Raw genomic sequence first — 21589 nt, forward strand, 5'->3', positions numbered from 1 at the left:
GTGGATCAATCGTCCAAAATTTCGATTCGCGAGTTAACAAAGGTGTTTTATAAAAAACAACATAGTGTTACCGCAATTGAGAAGATTTCTTTAGAGATTAAAGAAGGTGAGTTTGTTTGTCTGGTTGGGCCGAGCGGGTGCGGGAAAACAACATTACTTCGTATTCTGGCCGGTCTTGAAACGCAAAGCACAGGCGATTTTACAATCCAGCAAAGCAAAAAGGACCGCCCGAGTCAGTCGATGGTATTTCAGGAAAAAGGAATTTTGCCATGGCTGACGGTTGAAGAAAATGTTGCGTTTGGTCTCGCCATGCGGCACTTGCCCAAAGCTTTCGTAAAAGAGCGGACTTCCTATTTTCTAAATAAAGTCGGGTTGGAAAAGTTCGCAAATATGTATCCGAAAGAACTGTCAGGCGGGATGAAGCAGCGGGTAAGCATCGCGAGAGCTTTTGCTAATGATCCGGAAATTTTGCTGATGGATGAGCCATTTGGCGCACTTGATGAACAAAACAAATATATATTGCAGGAAGAATTGCTGTCTATTTGGTCTGAAACGAAAAAGACGGTCCTCTTTATTACACACAGCATCGATGAAGCACTTTATTTAAGCGACCGCGTGCTGTTAATGAGTGCGCAGCCGGGTAGGATTATTGCTCAAATGAAACTGGATCTTCCACGTCCAAGGAAGCTCGAGGATCTTCGTTCAGACCCGAAAATGGCGGAAAAGTTTTTAGAAATATGGCAGCATCTTCAAAGCGAAGTGCAAGGATCAAGGAAGTAAAGGAGGAGAGTTACGTGAAAAAGTGGATTGGCATCGCGGCGCTTTTATGTTTGTTGACAGGATGCTCTACTCAGGGAACGATTGACGAGAAAGACGAGGGCAGTAAAGAAAATGCTTCAGGTGATCTGTCTCCACTAAGTAAAAAAACGACAGTAGTAGTCGCTGAGGATGGGGCTGCTTCAGGAGCAGGCTTTTATATTGCGAATGAAAAGGGCTATTTTGACGACTACAATATTGAAATCGAGTTTGCCACCTTTGCCAACAGCGACGATATGCTGCCTGCTCTTGCATCGGGGGAAGTAGATATTGCCGGCGGAATTTCTTCAGCTTCTTTCTTTAATGCCATTGCACAGGGAATCGATGTAAAAATCGTGGCAGACAAGGGGCATAATGTAAAAGGAAAATCATATTTTACCTTCGTAATAGGTGCCGATAAGCAGGATGAAATAAAAGACTACACCGATTTGAAAGGAAAGAAGGTCGCTGTTTCTTCTCAAAATGCTTTAGATGAATTTATATACTTTCAAATGCTCGAGCATGCCGGATTAACAGAGAACGATGTAGAATTTGTACTCATGCCTGATTTCGGGAACATGCTTGCCGCTATTGAAAATGGTTCGATCGATGCAGCTCTACAGATTGAACCGCTTATAACACAGGGAATCGCCAAAGGCATCCATGTGCGTTTTGGGGATGCAACAGACTTTGCCCCTGACGCTCAAATCGCTATGGTTTTAGGTTCACCAGATTTTATAGGCAAAGAAAAGGATGTATCTCTCCGCTTCATGACTGCTTATTTAAAAGGCGTCCGTGACTACAATGATGCTTTTAGAAAAGGACAGGACAAAGAAGAAATTATTGATATTATGACTCAATATACTGCTTTGAAGGATGCAGCGGTTTGGGAAGACGTGTTCGTAACGGGTCTTAATCCAAATGGGGAAATGTATGTCGATAATATTCGGGAGCAGTACGAATTATATAAGAAAAATGGAGCGATTCGTGGCGAGATAAATTTTGATGAGGCAATTGATACGGATCTTACAGAAGAAGCCGTCGAAATTTTAGGGGAATATAACTAAATAATCATCGAGGCTTTGCTTCTAGTTTGAGCAAAGCCTCGATGATTTATTTTGGTTTTAAAACACCCTGCTTTACGAGATTAACTAATGCACCTTTATTTTTGTACGTGAAATAAGCGCTTAGACGATTTAAATCAGCTGTTGTTAAAGAAGAATAGTCCTTAACAAGTGTATAATCATTTTCTAATTTACTTAACATTGTTTTAGCATAGTCCAGCTGCTTTTTAGTCAGCAAAATCTGTTCACTGTGGTCAATCGACTCAGAAGATGAAGCTGACGGATTTCCCTGGTGAATAGACTGTGAGATCACATTGGAGTAAAAACCATTTTTCAACCAGTCTATATCCTCCTTTGATAAAGAAAACCATTCTCCTCCGAGTCTTTTTGCAGAAAAATGATTGTGAAAGGCCTGTTCAGTTCTATGGCGATCGCCTGTTTTAATTAGATGGATTAGCTTATTTTCAAATGGCAGTTTCACGCTGAAAATATTCATACGCTTATCAATATTTTTCGTTTTCCCGATTTTAAAAGTTCCATTCATATATTCCTGAACAAAGTAAACGTAACCTGGCGCTCTTCCTTCTATAACCTCTGATTCCATGACCCTTTTGATCGCCTGTTCGTTTGGCTCATAAAGGAATACTTTTTGCTGCTGTAAAATTACCTTCCGATCTTCGGATGGAGGGGAAGTAAATAGCTGATTTACAAATTTTCTAATCATAAAGTCACTTCTTTCTGTATGTAGTAAGTGTATGTTTAAATAACTAGTTCTATTATACTATATATTCAAATTTATGGAATTGCTAATTTTCCAAGTTTCGATTCAATCCACTACATATGCTTGTGGAGGTTAGGCAAACATAGAAAAAGGGTATTGCTTCGTAAAGGAGTGAGTACGATGCCATTTGATTATGATCTTGATTTTGAAAAGATAAATTTCCGTGAGCAGCCGGAACTCTACCGGGTTGGCCGCGGGGAGCAGGGCGTACTATTGGTGGAGCCGTATAAGGGTGAAATTTTACCGCACTGGCGATTTAAAACACCAGATATAGCAAGAGAGTCATCTGAAAAAATTTATGAAATGTTTCTTGATTATAAAGAAAAGAATGATTTTGTAGGCATGGATATGGCCAGAAAATTTATTCAGATGGGACATACCCGCGCCAGGCGCTATGCCAACTATAAGGGCGGCAGCAAGTACGATAAAGATGGAGAAATAAAAGACCGTCAAATAAACGACGAAAAAGCAGAATCCGCAGCGATTTTCGAGAAAAAGTGGATTAAGGTAAGAGAAGATGAAGAGTATTTAAAAGCTAAAAAAGAACATCAGAAAAAGTATGGATAACAAGAAAACTTGCAGAAATTCAACTGCAGGTTTTTTATTTTATCCTCAATTTATTCATATGGGTAATATTACTTATTTTACGCCAGCATGGTATAATTAAAGCATTATTTATCCGATTAAAAAATGAGAATATGTTCTTATATCAGAGGTTTTAATAAACCTCTCTTTGGAGGATGGGACATGAACTGGGAAACCTTATCCGGAAATAAAAAACTGACAGAGCTGCAAGCGGAAGAAATACTTGAAATTATGTTTGATTTTGCTGCTAAAATTGCGCACGAAAATAACTTAAATAAACTTCATTTGTTAATGGCCGACTTAGGCAAAAAGCTGATACAAGCTGACCGTTGTACACTCTGGCTGGTTGATGAGGAAAGGCAATTGATGTGGGCAAAAGTTGCGCACGGACTGGATAGAATTGAAGTGCCTATAAATGCTGGCCTTGTGGGATATGCACTTTCCACGGGTGATCCGGTAGTCGTAAATAATGCGTACAACGATCCACGATTTAATCCCGCTGTTGATAAGGTGACAGGGTATGTGACGAAATCAGTTCTTTGCATCCCCATCCGAAATGATAAAGGTCAGCTGATCGGCGTGTATCAGGCTATTAATAAACTGACCGAGCAGGGAACTTTTACTGTAAAAGACGTAAAGCACCTATCTCTTGCTGCATCTTATACTGGTCAGTCGATTGAAAAAGCAATGCTCTACGCGGAAATGATTGAAACGCAAAAGGAAATTATTTTTACTATGGGTGAAATTAGTGAAAATAGATCTCAGGAAACCGGTCAGCACGTAAAACGGGTAGCTAAATACTCTCGTTTGCTGGCGTCTCTATATGGTTTAAGTGAAGAGGAATGCTACATCATTGAACTTGCTTCTCCTATGCATGATATCGGTAAGGTTTCGATTCCAGATGAAATATTAAAAAAGCCCGGCAAGCTGACACCGGAGGAATTTGAAAAGATGAAAACTCATGCAAGTGTGGGATATAACATTTTTAGGGGTTCAAAACGAACGATCTTACAAGCTGCTGCTATAATCGCTGAGCAGCACCATGAAAGATGGGACGGCAGGGGCTATCCGAATGGGCTGAGCGGAGGCGACATTCATTTGTATGGAAGAATCACGGCTTTAGCTGACGTCTTTGACGCACTCGGAACAGCCCGGGTATATAAAAAACAATGGTCCATGGAAGCGATCCTGCGTTTAATAAAAGAGGAGGGTGGAAAACATTTTGACCCTGCACTGGTGGATTTATTTTTAACAAATTTTCATTTGTTTCTAGAAATAAAGAACAGTTATAAAGATGGAAATGCATAGTTGAGCAAGAGGGAGAGAATCCTGTGGTAAAAGATAAAATGTATGTTTTTAAAAAAATCTACCCTCTCAGCCGGGAAAAGGTATGGGAGCTGTTATCGAATACAGAGCATTTAAATCGTGTTTCCGGCCTTTTTTCTGTCCATTTTTCACCTGCTCAGTTTTTAGACGGCACAATGTTCCGATGGGCAGAGGCAAAGACAATGGGAATTGTGCCGCTGCGGTGGAGAGAGTTTCCTTTCGAATGGATAAAAGAAGAAGTTTATTCTATTGAAAGGATTTATGAAAAAGGACCGATTAAACGGCTGCTGTGGAGCATTGAGTGTGTCGATCATCGGTTAGGTGATGGCACAACGGGTACAAAAGTAATCGGCAGAGCGACTTTTACGCCGGCATCGATTGCAGGGTATGCAGCGATTCCGCTTGCTGGTATTCGACCGATAAAAAGAATTATGAACTATGTGGATCTTTACCTAGCCTCCTACAAAGGCGAAGTGAGTAAACAGCTTCCTCAGGTGCAGAAGTCCTTTCATCTGGACCAGGATCGTCTTTTGCTTATTTGCAATGAGCTTTTAGATGAAATGTACAGCGCACATCTAGTGCAGCTGCTAAAAGATCATTTGGTTTTAAGCGGGGATGATGAGGTACTGCAAATGAAACCATATTCCTTGGCTGACAAGTGGAATGAGGACCGTGAGCAGGTGCTGGCTTTATGTCTTCATGCAACCCAAAAAGGACTGCTTACCCAATCCTGGAGCTTGATGTGCCCCAATTGCCGTGTTCCGAAAGTGGCGGTTTCCACTTTATCCAGCGTATCCAGTCAGGTGCACTGTGATCTATGCGGAGTTGATTTTAAAACAAACTTTGATCGGTACATTGAAATGCGTTTTTCTGTTCATCCTGCTGTACGAAAGGCTGTGGATCAATCCTATTGCATGGGCGGCCCCATGACATCTCCACATATTACCGCTCAGCACCGGATCAAACCGTTCGAGCTTAAAAAAGTAAGAATACCTCCCTTCAAAAAAGAGATGAGATTGAGGGTCCTGAAGCATAACAAGATGGTTTATCATCACCAGAAGTCTTCGGATGCGGCATTAAAGTTTGGTCATGATGGCTGGAATAGAAAAGAGATGCATTTCCCTTCATTTGGCGGTTTAATTGAAATGCAGAATCTAACAGAGAATGAAATCATCGTCGTATTTGAGGAAACGTCTTGGGACGAGACGGCGGCTACAGCAAAAAATGTGACGTCACTGCAGCTTTTTCGTGACCTGTTTTCAACAGAGGTGCTTTCTCCTGAGCAACAAATTGGAATCGAGTCTTTAACCGTTTTGTTCAGTGATCTCCAAGGCTCAACTTCTCTTTATCAGATGATTGGAGATGCAATGGCGTATCGTCAGGTGGATGAGCATTTTAGTTATTTGAAGCAGCATATTTCAAAAAATAAAGGCGCAGTTATTAAAACGATCGGAGACTCCGTTATGGCAGTCTTTAATCGATCAGACGATGCACTTTCAGCCTCACTTTCAATACAGGCGGAAATAGAAAGTTACAACAAAGAAAAAAATACCTCCCTTACAATTAAGCTGGGACTTTTTACAGGCCCTACCATTGCTGTAAATGCCAATGATCTGCTTGATTATTTTGGCCACACAGTTAATGTCGCTGCCAGAATTCAACAACAAAGTGAAGGAAATGATATTATTCTAAGCAACAGCGAGTGGCAGATGCTGGCTCCGTCCATTACTCATTTTCAGTACGATTTGTCGCAGATGAATACCCAACTAAACGGTATTCAACAGGAGATATCGCTTGTTCAATTAAAGAACATCACCTGTATCAAATCCTCAAAAGACGCTGCAGGTCTATCTATGATGAACCATACTGGAATGCCAGTTTAAAGCAGCTGTCTGATTAGAAATTGTGTATCATAATATTCTATAGATGAACGCATACTACGAAGGATACGCCTACAGGGTGTATCCTGTTTTTTATCCTGCTAAAGAGGTGAGTCGATGAGCACACAAGATCAATTAGATCCGCAATCTCAGAAATTCCACCACAACTGGACAAGACCGAAGCATGCTTCTTCGCAAGTTAATGGTCATACAGAAATGTCCCAGCATGATATTAAACTGCGAAGAGTACCGCGATCAGGTCGCAGGTAAGGAGCAAGACCCGGGTGTTTCTCCCGGGTCTTTTTCCTGTAAAAAATTATATTTTAAAGATCTGATTTTTCCTGCAGCCAGCTATAGAAACTATTAACCAAGAGTAATAGATTCCTATTGACAGAAAACAGTTCACCCCCTAAACTAACTAGGTAGATTAGTTTAGGGGGTAAACTAGATGGATAAACGACTGATTGAAGCTGTCGAACTATTTGAGGACGTTATGGTTCACGGGACCGAACGAGTGCTTAAATCAGTGGATTCGCCTATCTGGCAGGAGTATTCGCGTGAACAATTACAGGTGCTGAAAATGATCAGCAAAAGCGGCGCAATGCCAGCTGGAAAAATAGCATGCTTACAGGGTGTACATAAAAGTGCGGTGTCGAGCCGGATTAAAAAGCTCGAAGAAAAAGAACTTATTCAGATCATAAAATCCTCCGAAGATCAGCGGACAAAGCTGATTAAGCTGACTAAGACCGGAGAAGAGGTTGTACGGCAATCAGATCAGGCCGTGTATGAATATGTGGAAAAGCTATTTTCAGATCAAATGACGGATGATGAACTTGATCAGTTTGTCTCTACATTTAAGAAAATAAGAGAAATTTTAAAATGGGAAGGTGTTTAATTCGTGAATCAGATTATTAAGTGGAGATGGCCAATAGCTATTGGTCTTGTCGTTTTAACGGTTATTTTGTTTTTGATTTCACCTAACCTTACAGAGCAGGCAGAGGAAGCAGGTACTTTCCAGCTGCCGGATGATGCTGATTCACAGCGAGCTGCTGAGATTTTGCAGAATGCCGGAGCATCAGAAGATACAATCTCACTTGTTTTTCCTTTAGAGGAAGAGCTAAATGAGTCTGCAAGAGAAGAAATCAGTTCAGTCGTTGAAGAGCTGGAGCAGCTTGGAGATCCTGTTACGGGTATTTTAGATCCGTTTGAAAGTGAAGAAATTGAGGACCAGCTTGTTTCTGAAGATCAACAAACGGTATTGTTGCCTGTTACGGTTGAGGGAACAAATGAAGAAATTATTGAACTGGTTGACACGATTCGCACAGATATCATTAGTGATGAATTCCCGGCTTATCTTACGGGAGAAGCTGTTATTAACAATGATGTGAACCTGAGTGCACAGGAAGGACTTGAGCGGACTGAAATCATCACAGTCGTTTTGATTTTCGGTTTACTGCTTGCGGTTTTCCGCTCAGTTGTGACTCCATTTATTCCACTTGTTGCAGTAGGGATTACGTATTTAATGAGTCAATCGATCGTTTCATTTTTCATTGATTGGTTCGGATTCCCGGTTTCAAACTATACTCAGATCTTCCTTGTAGCCATATTGTTTGGTATTGGGACAGACTACTGTATCCTGCTTTTAAGCCGGTATAAAGAAGAACTTTCAGCTGGCCACCCTGTGGAAACAGCGATTGTGAATACGTATAAAACAGCAGGAAGAACGCTGCTAATCAGTGGACTTGCCGTGTTTATCGGCTTCTTTGCAATTGGATTTGCAGATTTCCCGATATTTAAATCAGCTGTAGCAGTTTCAGTTGGAATCGCGGTGCTGCTGCTTGTTTTGTTTACCATCGTGCCATTCTTTATGGCCGTGTTGAAAGAGAAACTTTTCTGGCCGTCTAAAAAATCTGTATCACACAATGACAGCAAGCTATGGACAAGATTGAGCGGATTGTCAGTCAATCGTCCATTGATTTCCATGGCAGTGGTGGCGATTATCACAATTCCATTACTTTTCACCTATGACGATGATTTGTCCTACAATACAGTGGACGAGATTGGCAGTGAATATGAATCTGTCAAAGGGTTAAATGCCATTGAAGAAGGATTTGGAGCAGGTGATTCCCTTCCGGCTCAGGTGATTATTTCGAGTGATGAAGATATTATTTCGGAGGGTACAGTACCCTATATTGAACTCATCAGCCGCGAGATCGAACAGGTAGAGGGAGTAAATTCTGTTCGTGCGATTACGCGGCCGACTGGTGACATCATCGAAGATTTTTATATTGACCAACAGCTTGCTCAACTGACTGAAGGGCTGGAAGAAGCGCAAAGTGGTCTTGGCGAAATCCAGAGCGGACTGACTGAAGTGGAAGCTGGCTTGAACGAGATAACTGGTCAGATTCCTTCAGGTGAAGAATCTCAGGAAGGTGCTGGAGGACTTGGCGAAGCAGCGGGAGGACTCGGGCAAATAAATGAGCAGCTTGGTCTCGTTTCACAAGGACTTCAGCAATCTCAAAACATTCCACAGACCGTTGAACAAATTGCTGCGATTCAACAGCAGCTTGGTGCAGTCCAGGAAGGAATCAGCGGCGCCGCAGGACAAATTGAAGCTCAAAGCGGGCAGGCTGCAGGTCTTGGAGAAGGATTGTCCCAGCTTGCTGAGGGTGTAAGTGCTTCAAATGAAGGTCTTGCTCAAATTACAGAAGGACTTGAGAGTGCCGTTTCCATTATGGCGGAAATGAGTGAAAGTGAGACTGTTCGTGATACGGGCGTCTTTATCCCCGAAGGCACACTTGAAAGTGACGATTTTGTTCAAGTACTTGACCGGTATACGATCGGTGAAGAAACCGGAACAAAACTCGAAGTGATTCTAGAAGATAACCCTTATTCTCCTCAGGCAATTGAAACCGTGGAACGAATTAAATCCACAGTAGATCGGGTTGTGGTAAATACCCCGTTTGAGGATGCAGATATTGCTTATGGAGGGATATCAAGTATAAACAGTGACTTGGACGTGATTTCATCCAATGACTTTACTCAAACGGTCACGATTATGCTGATCAGCTTATTCATTGTACTGGCATTTTTATTCCGTTCGTTTATTATGCCGTTGTATATGATTGGCTCTCTGCTATTGACGTATTATACATCCATTGCCTTTGCAGAGTTAATTTTTGTTAATGTTCTGGATTTTGATGGTATCAGCTGGGCAGTTCCATTTTTCGGCTTTGTCATGCTGGTGGCATTAGGAGTGGATTATTCAATCTTTCTGCTCGACCGTTTCAGAGAAGAGGCGCTTCACGGTTTGAGTGTTCGGGAAGCAATGAAGATTTCGATGGCCAAAATGGGCACGGTCATTATTACCGCTGCGATTATCCTCGCTGGAACATTCGGCGCGATGATGCCTTCAGGCGTGTTAAGTCTTGTGCAAATCGCAACGATTGTTATCACAGGGCTGCTGCTTTATGGCTTAATCGTCCTGCCGCTGCTTATACCTGCTATTACCGTTTCATTTGATAACGGTGTATGGTGGCCGTTTAAAAAGAAAAAATAACAGTGATCGGGCCTCAAAAAGGTAATTAGAATAGAGAATATCTGCCGGTGGAACTTTCGAAAGGAAAGTTTCACCGGTTTTTTAAATAAACGCTGTTTATGCTTGAAGATTGGAATCGCCGTCTATCACTAGATTAAACAACACCAGCACGTTACAGGGAATATAGAGGTGACAGTGGATTTTCCTAGTTCAAGTGCTTCTTTTTACCTGAATTTATCTGGTAAGGATTTGAAAAAATTAAATCTGGGTAAATGAAAAAAGAACAGGTTTTATGCAGTAACCCCATTTTACCTGGAAGGATGAAATTTATGTCAACTACACATCGATTAAAAGCGAAAAACGACTTTTTGCATGGTACATTTTCGAAAGATTATGAACCGATTATGTCTATTCAATCAGGAGATTCCATTGAGCTGAATACGATTGGACTCGAATGGGGCTACACATACGAAGACGGCAAAGAAGTAAAGTTTCTATCCCGTGAAAATGAAGAGGGGCTGGGTCACCCATTGATTGGCCCGATCAGAATTGAAGGGGCACAGCCCGGGATGATGCTGGAAATTAAAATAAACGATATTATCCCGAGCTGGTACGGGTGGAATGTAGCAGGCGGGGCAAATGTCTGGCACAATTCGATTGTCGGTTTAACAGACGTGCCCCAGCTTCGTGTTGATTGGGAATTGAACCGTGACACGATGATTGGGAAAGCACAAATAGGCGGCCGTTCTTTTTCTATTCCACTTGCCCCTTTTATGGGGATTATGGCGAACGCTCCTGCAGAAGAAGGGGCTCATTCTACGATTCCCCCAAGAATTTGCGGAGGAAATATCGATTGCAAAGAACTGGTGAAGGGAAGTACTCTCTACTTGCCGGTTGAAGTGGAAGGAGCTCTGTTTTCAGTTGGTGACGGTCATGCAGCACAAGGAGATGGAGAGGTTTCCGGAACCGCAATAGAATGCCCGATGGATAAGGTGGACTTGACCTTTACTGTGCATGACGAGCCGACACTTACCATGCCTCATGCACACACCCCTTCCGGATGGGTCGCATTCGGTTTTGACGATGATCTGAACAAGGCGACAGCGTATGCATTAGAAGGAATTCTGCAAATTATGCAGGATAAATACAGCTTAAACAAAACAGAAGCAATGGCTTTAGCGAGTGTTGCTGTTGATTTAAGAATCACCCAAATTGTCAACGGTGTAAAAGGGGTCCACGCGATCTTGCCTCATAATGTTTTAACAGAAGCATAGAAAAGGAAAATGACTTATGCAGGGTACTGAGGTATAGATTGAAGGGGCGGGGATCGGCTAATTCAGGACAGTTAACGTTTACAGCTTAACTTCATAAAGTTCTTTCTATACAAAAAAACGAATGTCCTCACAAAGTTTCTGTTTGTGAGGCATTCGTTTTTGTAATTAACCAGTCGTTTATTCTATTCCTTGCAGGCTTTAAAGCACAAATTTCTTTACTAGATCATTTAATGAATTTGCCATTTTCTGCAGTTCGTGGTTTTGCTCTTGAAGCATCTCCACTGTTGCATTTTGCTGCTGGGAAGAAGCTGAAATTTCCTGAATGGTCGCAACGCCCTCTTCAGAAATCGCTGCAATTTCATGGATGGATTTTGTCGATTCCGTTGATGCATTATTTACATCCTCCATGCTGTTCACAATCGTGTCTACCTGTGAGGTCAGCTGATTAACAGCACGGAAAATCTGATCAAAAAGTTCTCCGCTTGCCGTTACTAATTCCACGCCGCTGCTTATTTCTGCATTATCTTTGTCATTTGACTGAAGCATGACTGAACACTGATCAGTAATGTCTCTGAGAATCGCCGTAATGGTTGATACCGTTTCCTCTGTTTGGCTGGAAAGTTTTTGTACCTCCTGTGCCACAACTGAAAAGCCTTTACCTGCTTCCCCCGCTCTTGCTGCTTCAATGGAAGCGTTTAGAGACAATAGATTTGTTTGATCTGCTACAGCTTTAATCAGCTTAATATCTTCATTAATCTGACTGATCTTTTCACTCAGCAGCGAAATACGCCCGGAGCTGACATGTCCATTCTCTTGAATTCTATTAATTTGAGTGGAAATTTCTTTTAGCTGAGTCGATCCTTTTTCAGCAATCTTTCCCGTTTCCTTTGTAAATTGTTCTATATGCAGCGTTTGATTTGTGACATCTTCAATTTTATTTGCCATGACGGAAAAACCCTGCGAGATTGTATCAATATGTTGAGTTCTTGTTTCAGAGGCTTTTGCTTCCTCCCCCGTTCCGACTGCGATTTGAGAGGAGGCCTCAGACAACTCGTCGAATGCCTGTACCAATGTTTCGCTTGTTTGATTGATTTGAGTTGAATTTGTTTTCACACTTCCGATGATTTGGACAAGACTCAGACGCATGTCTTCAAACCCGTTTGCCAATGTACCAAGTTCGTCTTTGCGGTTTACTGTAATTTCCTCTGATAAGTCGCCTTGACTAATCTTCTTTAATGACAAAAGAAGGGTGGTGATTGGTTTATTAATCCTTTTGCTCATCAAGTAGGCAATCAGACTGCCGATGAGAAGAGAAGCGGCAAACAAAAGTAGCTGAAAAGACAAAACCATTGCCTCAAGATCTTTAATAAAGGTCGTATCCATATCAATCCCAACAATGGCATCCGATCCTGGCAGCGGGAGAAAGTACGACTTATGAACACCCCATTCATCCTCATAGATGGAAGTTAAAACAGTTTCCTGAGAAGTGTAAGCTTGTTGTTGTTCAGGCGTAAACGGGGATTCAATCATCGCTTCTTCACTGCCATTTAAGGCAACAATATAATCCGTACCTTCTTGTTTTGACAGGACGTAGACATATTCAATGCCTTCTTTTCCAGTAATAAAAGAATTTAGAAAATCGGTTAACTCTTTACCGGATTCATCCGGATTTTGGATGGCAGCAGTAATAAGTGATTGATCTAAGTCTGTAGCCAGATTTTGTCCGTTAATTTGAAGGATCTGATCAAATTGAGGAAGAACATGGTCCTCAACGATGTAATTTGAAAGATAATGAACAAAACCAAATACGATCAGACCTAAAAAAATAAATGGACCAATAAAGCTCAAAAATAATTGAGTTCGCAGTGATTTCCGTGGATCAAGCTTTTTCATTTTATAGACTCCTTAGACGGCAGTAATTGAATGTATTGGGTTAAATCAAGGTTTAGCAAATGATGAATATCACTCATTTCCATGGATTTAAAGAATATAACCGCAAATGTCCGATCCACTGAAGCGTTAATTTCGCGGTATTCCAGAATGTGTTTAAACTCATTTTTAAGCTTTTCATGATGGATGGTATGGATCAAAGATTTGCTGACGGAGGATGGAAGCTCCGCACAGAAGAATCCGTAGACGGAATCATCTTTTTCATCCAGAATCTGTGGCCACTGCGGCTCCATATCCTGAAAGTAATGCTCAGCACCGTTGATTCCAAATGCATGATAACTAACATCTGTTGTTCCTGCCCCGGCAAATCTCAATGGATTTAATTCGATCGGAACAATGCCCTTTCTGCTATCTCTGACTTCTAAATGGAAAGGATAGTTTTTAATATTCATTTGTTTAGTTAACTCAATTAAGTAGTCTGTAATTGCTTCTTTCATGTTCAGCATGATGTTGGCGGAAGTATAATAAATCCGGTCTGAAGTGTCATGTTCATCAGCAAACATGCGCTTTAATATATTCAGAATGACGGGCTTGCCATCATGGTTGATATAGCAGTCAACCGCATATTCGTCTCCATCAATCCACTGTTCCACAATAATCTCTTCTCCATCAAGCACCGTATTGGAATACATGCTTTTAGACAGCAGTAAATCAGTATACAGTCCTTTAACAGCCTGATCCCACTCTGACTCCTGGTGGACAATATAAACTCCTACACTCGAGTAGCCTTTATTTGGCTTAATGACAACAGGAAAAGGAATGTTCTTTTTATCTTCAGCAAGAAGCTCTTCCATGGTCAATAACGCAAAATAATAGTCAGGATTGACCGCTGAAGCAAATTCCCGGAAGGCTGCTTTATTTTTCATAAGCTTTGATGTAAGGGTATGAGCATGTTCAGGATACTGTGCTTCAAGAATAGAAAGACAGCTTTCAGAATTGGTTAGAATTTTTTCATTTGAAGAAAGTACAAGCTCTCTTATATCACTGCTGTAGTAAATGGGAACGCTGTGATCGATTGCTGTTTCAATTAAAATAGGTGATACAATTTGACGATCTAGTATAAGCAAGTAAGATACCTCCAGGATGTAGTACTTATTTCATCGTCAAAGAATATAAATAGTTAATATGAACTATAAAAGTACATTTATTCAGAACATTTTAATTATAAGTAATATGAAATTTAATGCATTTTATAAATCGAAAGTTTGTTATTAGAATATTTGTTTAATTCTAATTCTAAAGGTTATAGTATTACTAAATGAACGAAAGATACGAGGAGGGATTTTTTAATGACACATGAAAAATATGCAGAATTGCTGAGGATTGTGCATGATTGTGCAGCGGCATGTAACCATTGTTTTGTTGCATGTCTGAACGAAGAAGATGTAAATATGATGAGCGGATGTATTCGTCTCGACAGAGAATGCGCTGATGTCTGCGCATTTATGGAACAGGCGATATCAAGAAATTCCCCGTTTATAAGTCAGATGGCCGCATTGTGTGCAGAGATATGTGAAGCTTGCGGAAATGAATGCAGCACACATGCTGATCACCATGATCATTGCCGCCGCTGTGCAGAAGCATGCTTCAAATGTGCTGAGGCATGTAAAAGAATAGCTTAAAATCAATCCTAGATAATTAGCTGCCTGCAAGTGCCCCGATACTTGCAGGCAGCTTTTGTTTATTCTTCAGACCATTTTTTCTTAAGAAATCGGGAAAGAGAAGGAAGACCCCGCTGTTAAAAAGAGTGTAAGTCACTTTATCCGTTAAGTTGTTCAGATCTATCATATATAATGTGAAAATTTAGAATCAATTGTTAATGAAAGACGCATTTACTGATATGATGGAAATATGAAAAGCATTAACTGAAAACATGAAAGGATGATTTGTTTGATGGGAAAAGTGATGGGGTTTGAGTTAAATAGCGAGCATCCTGAAAGATTAATAACCTTTTATTCAACGGTTTTTGGCTGGCAGGTGGGAGATAGCAGGTGGGGCTACTCTCCGGTGCAAACAGGCAGTGAAGAGAACCGTGGGATAGACGGAGGCATTGCCAAGGGACCGGAAGAATTTCCTCACGGGACACGAATTCAGGTTCAAGTGGACTCCATTGACAGTACCTTAGAAGAAGCGAAGCGTCATGGCGCCCAAAACATCTCGGAAAAAATGGAATTTGAAGAATTTTATCTTGCTTATTTTACAGATCCTGAAGGGCTGGGCATTGGATTAATAGAAAAAAAGTGACTGAATACTGGACAGGAGGAAAACAGCGTGGAAATCTCTAAAGTGGAAATCTTTACGAGTGATCTAGCAAGGTTGAAAGTGTTCTACTCAGAGACTCTTGGATTTTCCATCATTGAACAGGAACCGGAAAGGTTTTCTGTAAAGGCCGGTAAAAGCGAGCTCATGTTCAAAAAAGGGAACGGAAAACCACTTTATCATTTTGCTTTTAATATTCCTTCTGCTGCTTTTTATCCAGCAAAGGAATGGGCTCGTGACAAGGTAGGTTTAAATAAGGAAAACGGGGAGGATGAAGTGTATTTTCGGGCGTTTGATGCTGATTCCTTCTATTTTGAAGATCCATGCGGGAATGTTATAGAATTTATCGGCCGGACAGGAAACAATGGAGAATCCTGTGAAACTTTTTCGGTCGACCAGCTGCTGAATATCAGCGAAATTAATTTAACAACAGACGATGTTTTAGAGGCTGCCGAACAGTTACAAAAAGAAGGGATTTTAGCTGAGAACAAAACGATACATCCACAAGAGCTGAATTTTGTCGGGGATGGGGAAGCATTTATTTTGCTTGGTCCTCCGGAACGCACTTGGTATTTTTCATCGCATCAAGCCGAGATCCACCCCGTAGTAATTGAAATTGATCAAATGAAAAGAGTGGAACTTGATCAGGATGGAAACGTCGTGATCAAAAGTATATAAGGATCTAAACACACCCCATAACATAGTATAAAGTAACATTGCACACACGAGAGGGTGGTTACGTTGTTAATTGGCTACGTGAAAGAAATTACCCGGTATCCGGTAAAGTCATTTCAAGGTGAAAAAGTGGAAAAAACACAAGTCATGGATTATGGACTGTATGGAGACCGGAGCCATGCATTTAAAGATGAATCGAGAAAAGATAAATTTCTCACGATAACCCAATGCCACCCAATGGCTCAATACAAAGCAGAATTTTCAGGCGGTGAACCACTGGATTTCTTTCCTCCGCTAACAATTACCATGCCGGACGGAACAAAAAAGAAGTGGGGAGATCCAGAAATTCAGGAGGGACTTGAAGCTCTGTCAGGCCGTCCCTTGAGCCAAGTAACGTATTCACCCGCCCATGTTCCAATAGGGGCAATTGAAGAAGCTCATTTACTTCTCATCACCAGTTCTTCACTTGATCGTCTATCTCAGGTGAAGGGAGAGAGCGTGGACGGGAGAAGATTTCGTCCCAACCTCGTCATCGATTTGCTTGATGATCTGCCCTATAGTGAAGAAAATTGGGTGGGGAAGACGCTTGTTATAGGGGAAAATGTTCAGATTCGTCTTACCTCGACCTGTACGAGATGTATGATCATTACGGTTCATCCTGAAAGTGCTGAGAAAGATTCCTCGATATTATCAACCGTTATTAAAGAAAGAAATAATCAGTTTGGAGTCTATGCATCGGTGCTTCAAAGCGGAGAGATCCGTACCGGTGATGAAATTCACCTGACGGAATGGAAGTGAAATACATCTTGAAGCAAGATCAGCTATTTAATAAAAAAATAACCACCATTCAGCAGCTTGAGACTATAGTTGGAGAGCCTAGTGAGCTTGCTAAAAATAAAGTGATCCCGTCTATCGATTTGCACTGTCAAACCTTTATTTCTAAATCTCCCTTTTTAGTTCTGTCCACATCAGATGAAAGTGGAAGGTGTGACACTTCTCCACGAGGTGATTTGCCCGGATTTGTGAAAGTGTTGAATAAAACAACGCTGATTATTCCTGAACGGCCCGGAAATAAGCGGGTAGATTCTATGAGGAATATACTCGTCAACCCCGGTGTTGCACTGCTTTTTCTGATCCCAGGACTTGGAGAAACCCTCCGGATAAACGGTAAAGCACAGCTTATTCAAGACGCAGACATTCTTTCACAAATGGCTGTCAGAGGGAAAGAACCGCTGATGGCTATTGCTGTGGAAGTCGAGGAATGCTTTATCCATTGTGCCAAGGCATTTAAACGTTCTCATCTTTGGAATCCGGACAGCTGGCCTGCTGAGCAGGAATTGCCGTCTGCTGCAAAAATGCTGATTGAACATGCAAAGCTATCAAACGATTCACTTGAGGATATGAGAAAAAGACTAGAGGATGGCTATGTTAACCGCCTTTATTGACATGTTTTTATCCAAGAGAGGTGAAACAATGTTTACGATTCGGAATATGAAAAACGAAGAGTTGCCCTTTTTAAGAGAAATGCTCTATGAATCTATTCATATACCTCAGGATAAACCCCCGATCGACTCGCTTTTAGAGCGTAAAGAATTAAAGAAATATATCGAAGACTGGGGAAGACAGGGAGATGCTGTACTCTTTGCGGCAGATGAAAAAAATACGCCGGCTGGAGCCATCTGGTGCCGGCTTTTTTCAAAAAACGACCCTGGTTATGGGTTCGTCGATGACAACATTCCTGAAATTGGAATGGCTTTAAAAAAGGAGGCCAGAGGGAAAGGGGCAGGTGGACGCCTGTTAGATGAAATGATCATTCTAGCTAAAAGACAAGGCTATTCAGCCCTATCGTTAAGCGTCGATCCTGAAAACATACCGGCAGTCAGGCTTTATGAAAAAGCAGGGTTTATAAAAACGGAAACGTGCGGCACTTCGATTACAATGGTGTGCCGGCTGCAGAAGCAATAGTAAAGATGGATTCTTTTATATGTAAGCATGATTTAATTGATTAAGAGACTTTAGAGAAACGGAATATAGGTTACAAGACAATAGCAGACAGGATAAAACTGAATGCAAAATAAGAATTTTAGAGGGGGACTATAAAATGCTCAACGTAGCGCTATTAAGCAGGTGGCACGTACACGCAGACGATTATGCAAAAGAAGCAGCAGAAAACCCGATGGTAAGCATACAGGCAGTATGGGACGAAAATCAGGAACGAGGTGAAAAATGGGCGGAGGAGCTTAATGTTCGTTTTGAAAAAAATCTCGATGTACTCTTAGCAGATCAAAACATCCATGCTGTAATTGTAGACACACCAACTGGCGATCACGAAAAGATTATTACCAAAGCCGCCTCCTATGGCAAACATATTTTTAGTGAAAAAGTGCTCGGAATGACGGTAGCAGAGTGCGAGAAGATCTTTGATGCAGCAGATCAATCTGATGTATCGTTAATGCTTTCCCTTCCAAGGCTGACATCAGGGTACTACTTACATGCACAGCAAACACTTGACGAGGGGCTTTTAGGAAAGCTCACCATGATCCGGTGCAGAGTGGCACATAATGGTGCAGTGCCTTTTGATGGCAGTCCCAATGGCTGGCTTCCGGACCATTTTCTAAAGAAAGAGGGAACAGGTGGAGGCGCGCTGATTGATTTAGGTGCACATCCTATTTATCTGACAAACCGGCTCGCTGGAGAAGCAAAAAGTGTGAGTGCGAGATTTAGTCATTTTTTCAACGAAGAAGTGGATGATCAGGCAGTGGCGGTAGTAGAATACACATCTGGTGCCCTTGGACTAATTGAAACAGGCTTCGTATCAGGCGGTTTTTTTGCTCTTGAACTGCACGGAACAGAAGGCGTCTATCTTATACAAGACGGTCAGGTGCGTTATAAGAGCAGTCAGGTCAACGGTGGTGAATGGGTTATTTCTCCTCCTCTGCCTGCTGACCTGCCAAGCGCCATGCAGCAATGGGTAAACGAAATTCTGTATGGCAGCAAACCTTCAATCACAAGGGAAGACATGATTCAGTTGACCCGTATAAACGAACTTGCTGTCCAGTCCAATCCGAATTACTCCGAAAGTTCTATTTAAGTCAGAGACTGGGACATAACTGATAAAAGGTAAAAAATGAGGCATTATATTTATCATTAGTATGAGGTGATCGGAGCGGAAGGTGGCGACTCCAGCAGGATATGACGGTTGCTTGAGACCCCGCAAGGCATAGCCTGAGGAGGGCTCAAGCGCCGTCCCTGCGGAAAGCGTCCACCTGAAGCGAAGTGAACCGGTCAAAGAGCTTGAGACACTTTTGTCCCAAGCTCTTTTTTACTATGTATTAAGGAATGGTTTAAAAGAGTGCGGTTTTATGCTTAGAACCAAAATTGCGCCAAAAAGCAAACCGACTCCGGTCCATGAAAGAATAGAAAGAGATTCTCCTATAAGAAAAACGCCGAGCAGGGCAGCTGTCAGCGGCTCAGCAAGTGAGAGCGTAACGGCTGTAGAGGCCTGGACATTTTTCAAGCCTGTGGCAAAAAGCAAATAAGCAATGGCCGTAGCGAAAATGCCGATGTAAATACTTGTTGCCAGTCCATTCACCTGAGTGATCCATGATAAATCGTATACAAGTAAAAGCGGCAGTAAAAACAACGCACTGAGCGTGAAAACAACAGCTACTACGGTGTCCGGTGTATGAGTGATCAGCAGCTGTTTACTTACAAGGGTATAACCGGCAAAAGATGCACCTGCTAAAAGTGCCAGTCCTATTCCTAAAGGATCAATTTGAACTGAATCCTGGTTGGCAAAAAGCAAGATACATCCACCAATCGCTAAACCGGTTGCTGCCCACCAGTTTTTTTGCGGAGTGCGCCTGTAAAAGCTCCACTCAAGTATACCTGCAATGACAGGCGCACTTCCAATCGCGATAACAGTCCCAACTGCGATCCCGGTTAAGCTGACGGCTGAAAAAAAGAAAGGCTGATAAAAAGCCATGCATAATGCGGCCAGAAAGACCGTTTTTACCGGCCAATTGTGCACAGACCATTTTCCCTGAAAGCCTACATAAAGCAATAAAAACAGACCGCCAATCGCAAGACGGATTGTCCCAAACACGACAGGATGTGTGCCATCTGGTGCGTAAGACTGGGCAGTTCCTGTAGTACCCCATAAAACAGCTGCTAAAAGAACAAATACTGCAGAAAAATTTCCCTTCATCCTGTACCCCTTTCTCTTTGTGAGATTAGTATAGTGCGTTTCTCTTTAAACAAAACCAGTTTATTTTACAACGCTACTAGAAAAGATGGTTTATTTCATTAGTAAGGAGGGACGAAATTTGCGCAGTAACAGAGAGTTTCCCCTCATCCTCCCATGAGTTCTGATGCTTAACTATAACAAAAAAATGATATTAGATTCCATATTTTTTTACAAACTAATATCCATTAATAGTATTATTTAGGTAAAGAATAAGGAGTGAGAGAATGGTTCGAGAAAAATTTACGGAACGTCAAGAAGAGATTTTTCGATATTTTAAAGAAGGAAAGATACAAGAGCTTCATAGACTTTTGGTTAAAACAGAGCAGGATTACCCTGAACGGATGGAAAAAATCTGTTTGTGGAGAGCATGTGCATTTGCAAGTCAGCTTGAATATGATGCAGCCATCTCAGTGCTGCAGGAAGCAATCCATAATGGCATTTGGTGGCATCCGCAATTGTTAAAAAATGATAGCGATCTGAAGCCTCTTCACGAAAAAAAAGAATTTACCGAAATTCTTGCTCAATGTTTTAAGCAGTTTGAAGAACATAAAATAAAAGCTGAATCAAAACTTTTTATTTATGGTAATAAGGAAGCGAATACAAGTATTTATTCGCTCCACTGGAGAGGCGGAAATGCGGAGGATTTTTCTTCGTTCTGGCTCGATAATAAAACAGAGAGGAATTACATGTTTGGATTCCCTCAGTCCTCTCAGGTGTTCGGACTCCACGCTTATAGCTGGGATGATAAACAAAAAGCTATGCTTGAAATACAGCCTGCATACGAAGAATTTCAGAAAACGTTTGCTGCTGAAAACAGAATTGTCGGAGGAGCATCACAAGGTGGTGCGTTGGCATTAGAACTATGCCTGAAGGAACAGCTGCTAAAAGTGGATGGATTTATAGCTGTTATCCCTGTAATCAAAGATGATAATTTCATTAACTCCCTGATTTCTAATGAAATTATTCCACCACTAAGAGGTTGTTTAATTACGGGAGATCAGGATCCTTTTTTTAAGCAAACGGCCGAGTTGCAAAAAGAGCTCGAGGATATAAACATTCCTTGCAAGCTGATAATAAAAAAAGGGATGGGTCATTCTATAGGGGATGATTTTACAAAAGATTTAACAGACGCAGTAGATTTTATTTTGAATGTTGAAGAGTAATTGCCGCTGAAGTACAGTGCTCATTTTGTCAGATAGCAAGATTCGAGGGGAGA

Annotated in this window: 21 protein-coding genes; 17 read left to right on the forward strand and 4 right to left on the reverse strand. The window is 41.5% G+C overall.

From position 1 onward, the window contains the following. Together KR50_RS05340 and KR50_RS05345 are read left to right on the forward strand one after the other, a co-directional pair. On the forward strand, positions 1-780 hold the full coding sequence (locus KR50_RS05340; RefSeq protein WP_041055879.1) for an ABC transporter ATP-binding protein: 780 nt from the start codon (positions 1-3) through the stop codon (positions 778-780). Positions 781-794: 14 nt separating this feature from the next. Then, positions 795-1862: an ABC transporter substrate-binding protein gene (locus KR50_RS05345; RefSeq protein ID WP_041055882.1), complete on the forward strand. Its 1068-nt coding sequence runs from the start codon at positions 795-797 to the stop codon at positions 1860-1862. Between the two features lie 46 nt (positions 1863-1908). On the opposite strand, the gene KR50_RS05350 is transcribed toward KR50_RS05345, so the two are convergent. Continuing rightward, entirely contained in the window at positions 1909-2583 is a 675-nt protein-coding gene (locus KR50_RS05350; RefSeq protein WP_041055884.1) for a GIY-YIG nuclease family protein, read from the reverse strand. Positions 2584-2760: 177 nt separating this feature from the next. Here KR50_RS05350 and KR50_RS05355 point away from each other — a divergent pair, with 177 nt between their 5' ends. From KR50_RS05355 to KR50_RS05380, 7 genes are all read left to right on the forward strand, one after another. Beyond that, positions 2761-3207: a DUF4385 domain-containing protein gene (locus tag KR50_RS05355; protein WP_041055886.1), complete on the forward strand. Its 447-nt coding sequence runs from the start codon at positions 2761-2763 to the stop codon at positions 3205-3207. 180 nt (positions 3208-3387) lie between these two features. Then, complete coding sequence (locus KR50_RS05360; RefSeq protein WP_041055888.1) at positions 3388-4533, forward strand: HD domain-containing phosphohydrolase; 1146 nt, start codon at positions 3388-3390, stop codon at positions 4531-4533. A 23-nt stretch (positions 4534-4556) separates the two neighbouring features. Further along, positions 4557-6434: an adenylate/guanylate cyclase domain-containing protein gene (locus tag KR50_RS05365; protein ID WP_052476810.1), complete on the forward strand. Its 1878-nt coding sequence runs from the start codon at positions 4557-4559 to the stop codon at positions 6432-6434. Between the two features lie 114 nt (positions 6435-6548). After that, a complete protein-coding gene (locus KR50_RS18215; RefSeq protein ID WP_084215501.1) occupies positions 6549-6701 on the forward strand; it encodes a YpzG family protein in 153 nt (50 codons plus the stop codon). A 178-nt stretch (positions 6702-6879) separates the two neighbouring features. Next, complete coding sequence (locus KR50_RS05370; RefSeq protein ID WP_041055889.1) at positions 6880-7326, forward strand: MarR family winged helix-turn-helix transcriptional regulator; 447 nt, start codon at positions 6880-6882, stop codon at positions 7324-7326. Positions 7327-7329: 3 nt separating this feature from the next. Next, positions 7330-9990 carry an MMPL family transporter gene (locus KR50_RS05375; protein ID WP_041055891.1) on the forward strand — a complete coding sequence of 887 codons (2661 nt, stop codon included), beginning with the start codon at positions 7330-7332 and terminating at the stop codon, positions 9988-9990. A gap of 308 nt (positions 9991-10298) precedes the next feature. Next, positions 10299-11243 carry an acetamidase/formamidase family protein gene (locus KR50_RS05380; RefSeq protein WP_052476812.1) on the forward strand — a complete coding sequence of 315 codons (945 nt, stop codon included), beginning with the start codon at positions 10299-10301 and terminating at the stop codon, positions 11241-11243. A gap of 198 nt (positions 11244-11441) precedes the next feature. Here KR50_RS05380 and KR50_RS05385 read toward each other — a convergent pair whose 3' ends face one another. Both KR50_RS05385 and KR50_RS05390 read right to left on the reverse strand, forming a co-directional pair. Beyond that, entirely contained in the window at positions 11442-13136 is a 1695-nt protein-coding gene (locus KR50_RS05385) for a methyl-accepting chemotaxis protein (protein ID WP_041055893.1), read from the reverse strand. Then, entirely contained in the window at positions 13133-14260 is a 1128-nt protein-coding gene (locus KR50_RS05390; protein WP_041055896.1) for an ATP-grasp domain-containing protein, read from the reverse strand. Before KR50_RS05390 ends, KR50_RS05385 begins: the two co-directional genes overlap by 4 nt. A gap of 222 nt (positions 14261-14482) precedes the next feature. On the opposite strand from KR50_RS05390, the gene KR50_RS05395 reads away from it, so the two are divergent. The 7 genes from KR50_RS05395 to KR50_RS05425 all read left to right on the forward strand — a co-directional run bounded on the left by KR50_RS05395 (position 14483) and on the right by KR50_RS05425 (position 19218). Beyond that, positions 14483-14815 carry a four-helix bundle copper-binding protein gene (locus tag KR50_RS05395; protein WP_041055899.1) on the forward strand — a complete coding sequence of 111 codons (333 nt, stop codon included), beginning with the start codon at positions 14483-14485 and terminating at the stop codon, positions 14813-14815. A gap of 271 nt (positions 14816-15086) precedes the next feature. Continuing rightward, positions 15087-15437 (forward strand): VOC family protein, encoded by a 351-nt coding sequence (locus KR50_RS05400; RefSeq protein ID WP_041055901.1) that lies wholly within the window; start codon positions 15087-15089, stop codon positions 15435-15437. A 27-nt stretch (positions 15438-15464) separates the two neighbouring features. Beyond that, positions 15465-16130, forward strand: coding sequence for a VOC family protein (locus KR50_RS05405; RefSeq protein ID WP_041055904.1), 666 nt, complete (start codon positions 15465-15467; stop codon positions 16128-16130). 63 nt (positions 16131-16193) lie between these two features. Beyond that, positions 16194-16925 (forward strand): MOSC domain-containing protein, encoded by a 732-nt coding sequence (locus tag KR50_RS05410; RefSeq protein ID WP_041055907.1) that lies wholly within the window; start codon positions 16194-16196, stop codon positions 16923-16925. Continuing rightward, positions 16916-17572 (forward strand): pyridoxamine 5'-phosphate oxidase family protein, encoded by a 657-nt coding sequence (locus KR50_RS05415; protein WP_052476814.1) that lies wholly within the window; start codon positions 16916-16918, stop codon positions 17570-17572. Before KR50_RS05410 ends, KR50_RS05415 begins: the two co-directional genes overlap by 10 nt. Positions 17573-17600: 28 nt before the next feature. Further along, positions 17601-18092, forward strand: a complete 492-nt coding sequence (locus KR50_RS05420; RefSeq protein WP_041056060.1) for a GNAT family N-acetyltransferase — start codon at positions 17601-17603, stop codon at positions 18090-18092. 136 nt (positions 18093-18228) lie between these two features. Further along, positions 18229-19218, forward strand: a complete 990-nt coding sequence (locus KR50_RS05425) for a Gfo/Idh/MocA family protein (RefSeq protein WP_041055909.1) — start codon at positions 18229-18231, stop codon at positions 19216-19218. A 234-nt stretch (positions 19219-19452) separates the two neighbouring features. Here the strand turns inward: KR50_RS05425 and KR50_RS05430 are convergent, their stop codons facing one another. After that, positions 19453-20334, reverse strand: coding sequence for an EamA family transporter (locus KR50_RS05430; protein ID WP_041055911.1), 882 nt, complete (start codon positions 20332-20334; stop codon positions 19453-19455). Between the two features lie 263 nt (positions 20335-20597). Between KR50_RS05430 and KR50_RS05435 the strand changes: the two genes are divergently transcribed. After that, entirely contained in the window at positions 20598-21536 is a 939-nt protein-coding gene (locus tag KR50_RS05435; protein WP_041055912.1) for an alpha/beta hydrolase, read from the forward strand. Positions 21537-21589: the final 53 nt, after the last annotated feature.

The organism is Jeotgalibacillus campisalis (assembly GCF_000829515.1).
Taxonomy (GTDB): Bacteria; Bacillota; Bacilli; order Bacillales; family Jeotgalibacillaceae; genus Jeotgalibacillus; species Jeotgalibacillus campisalis.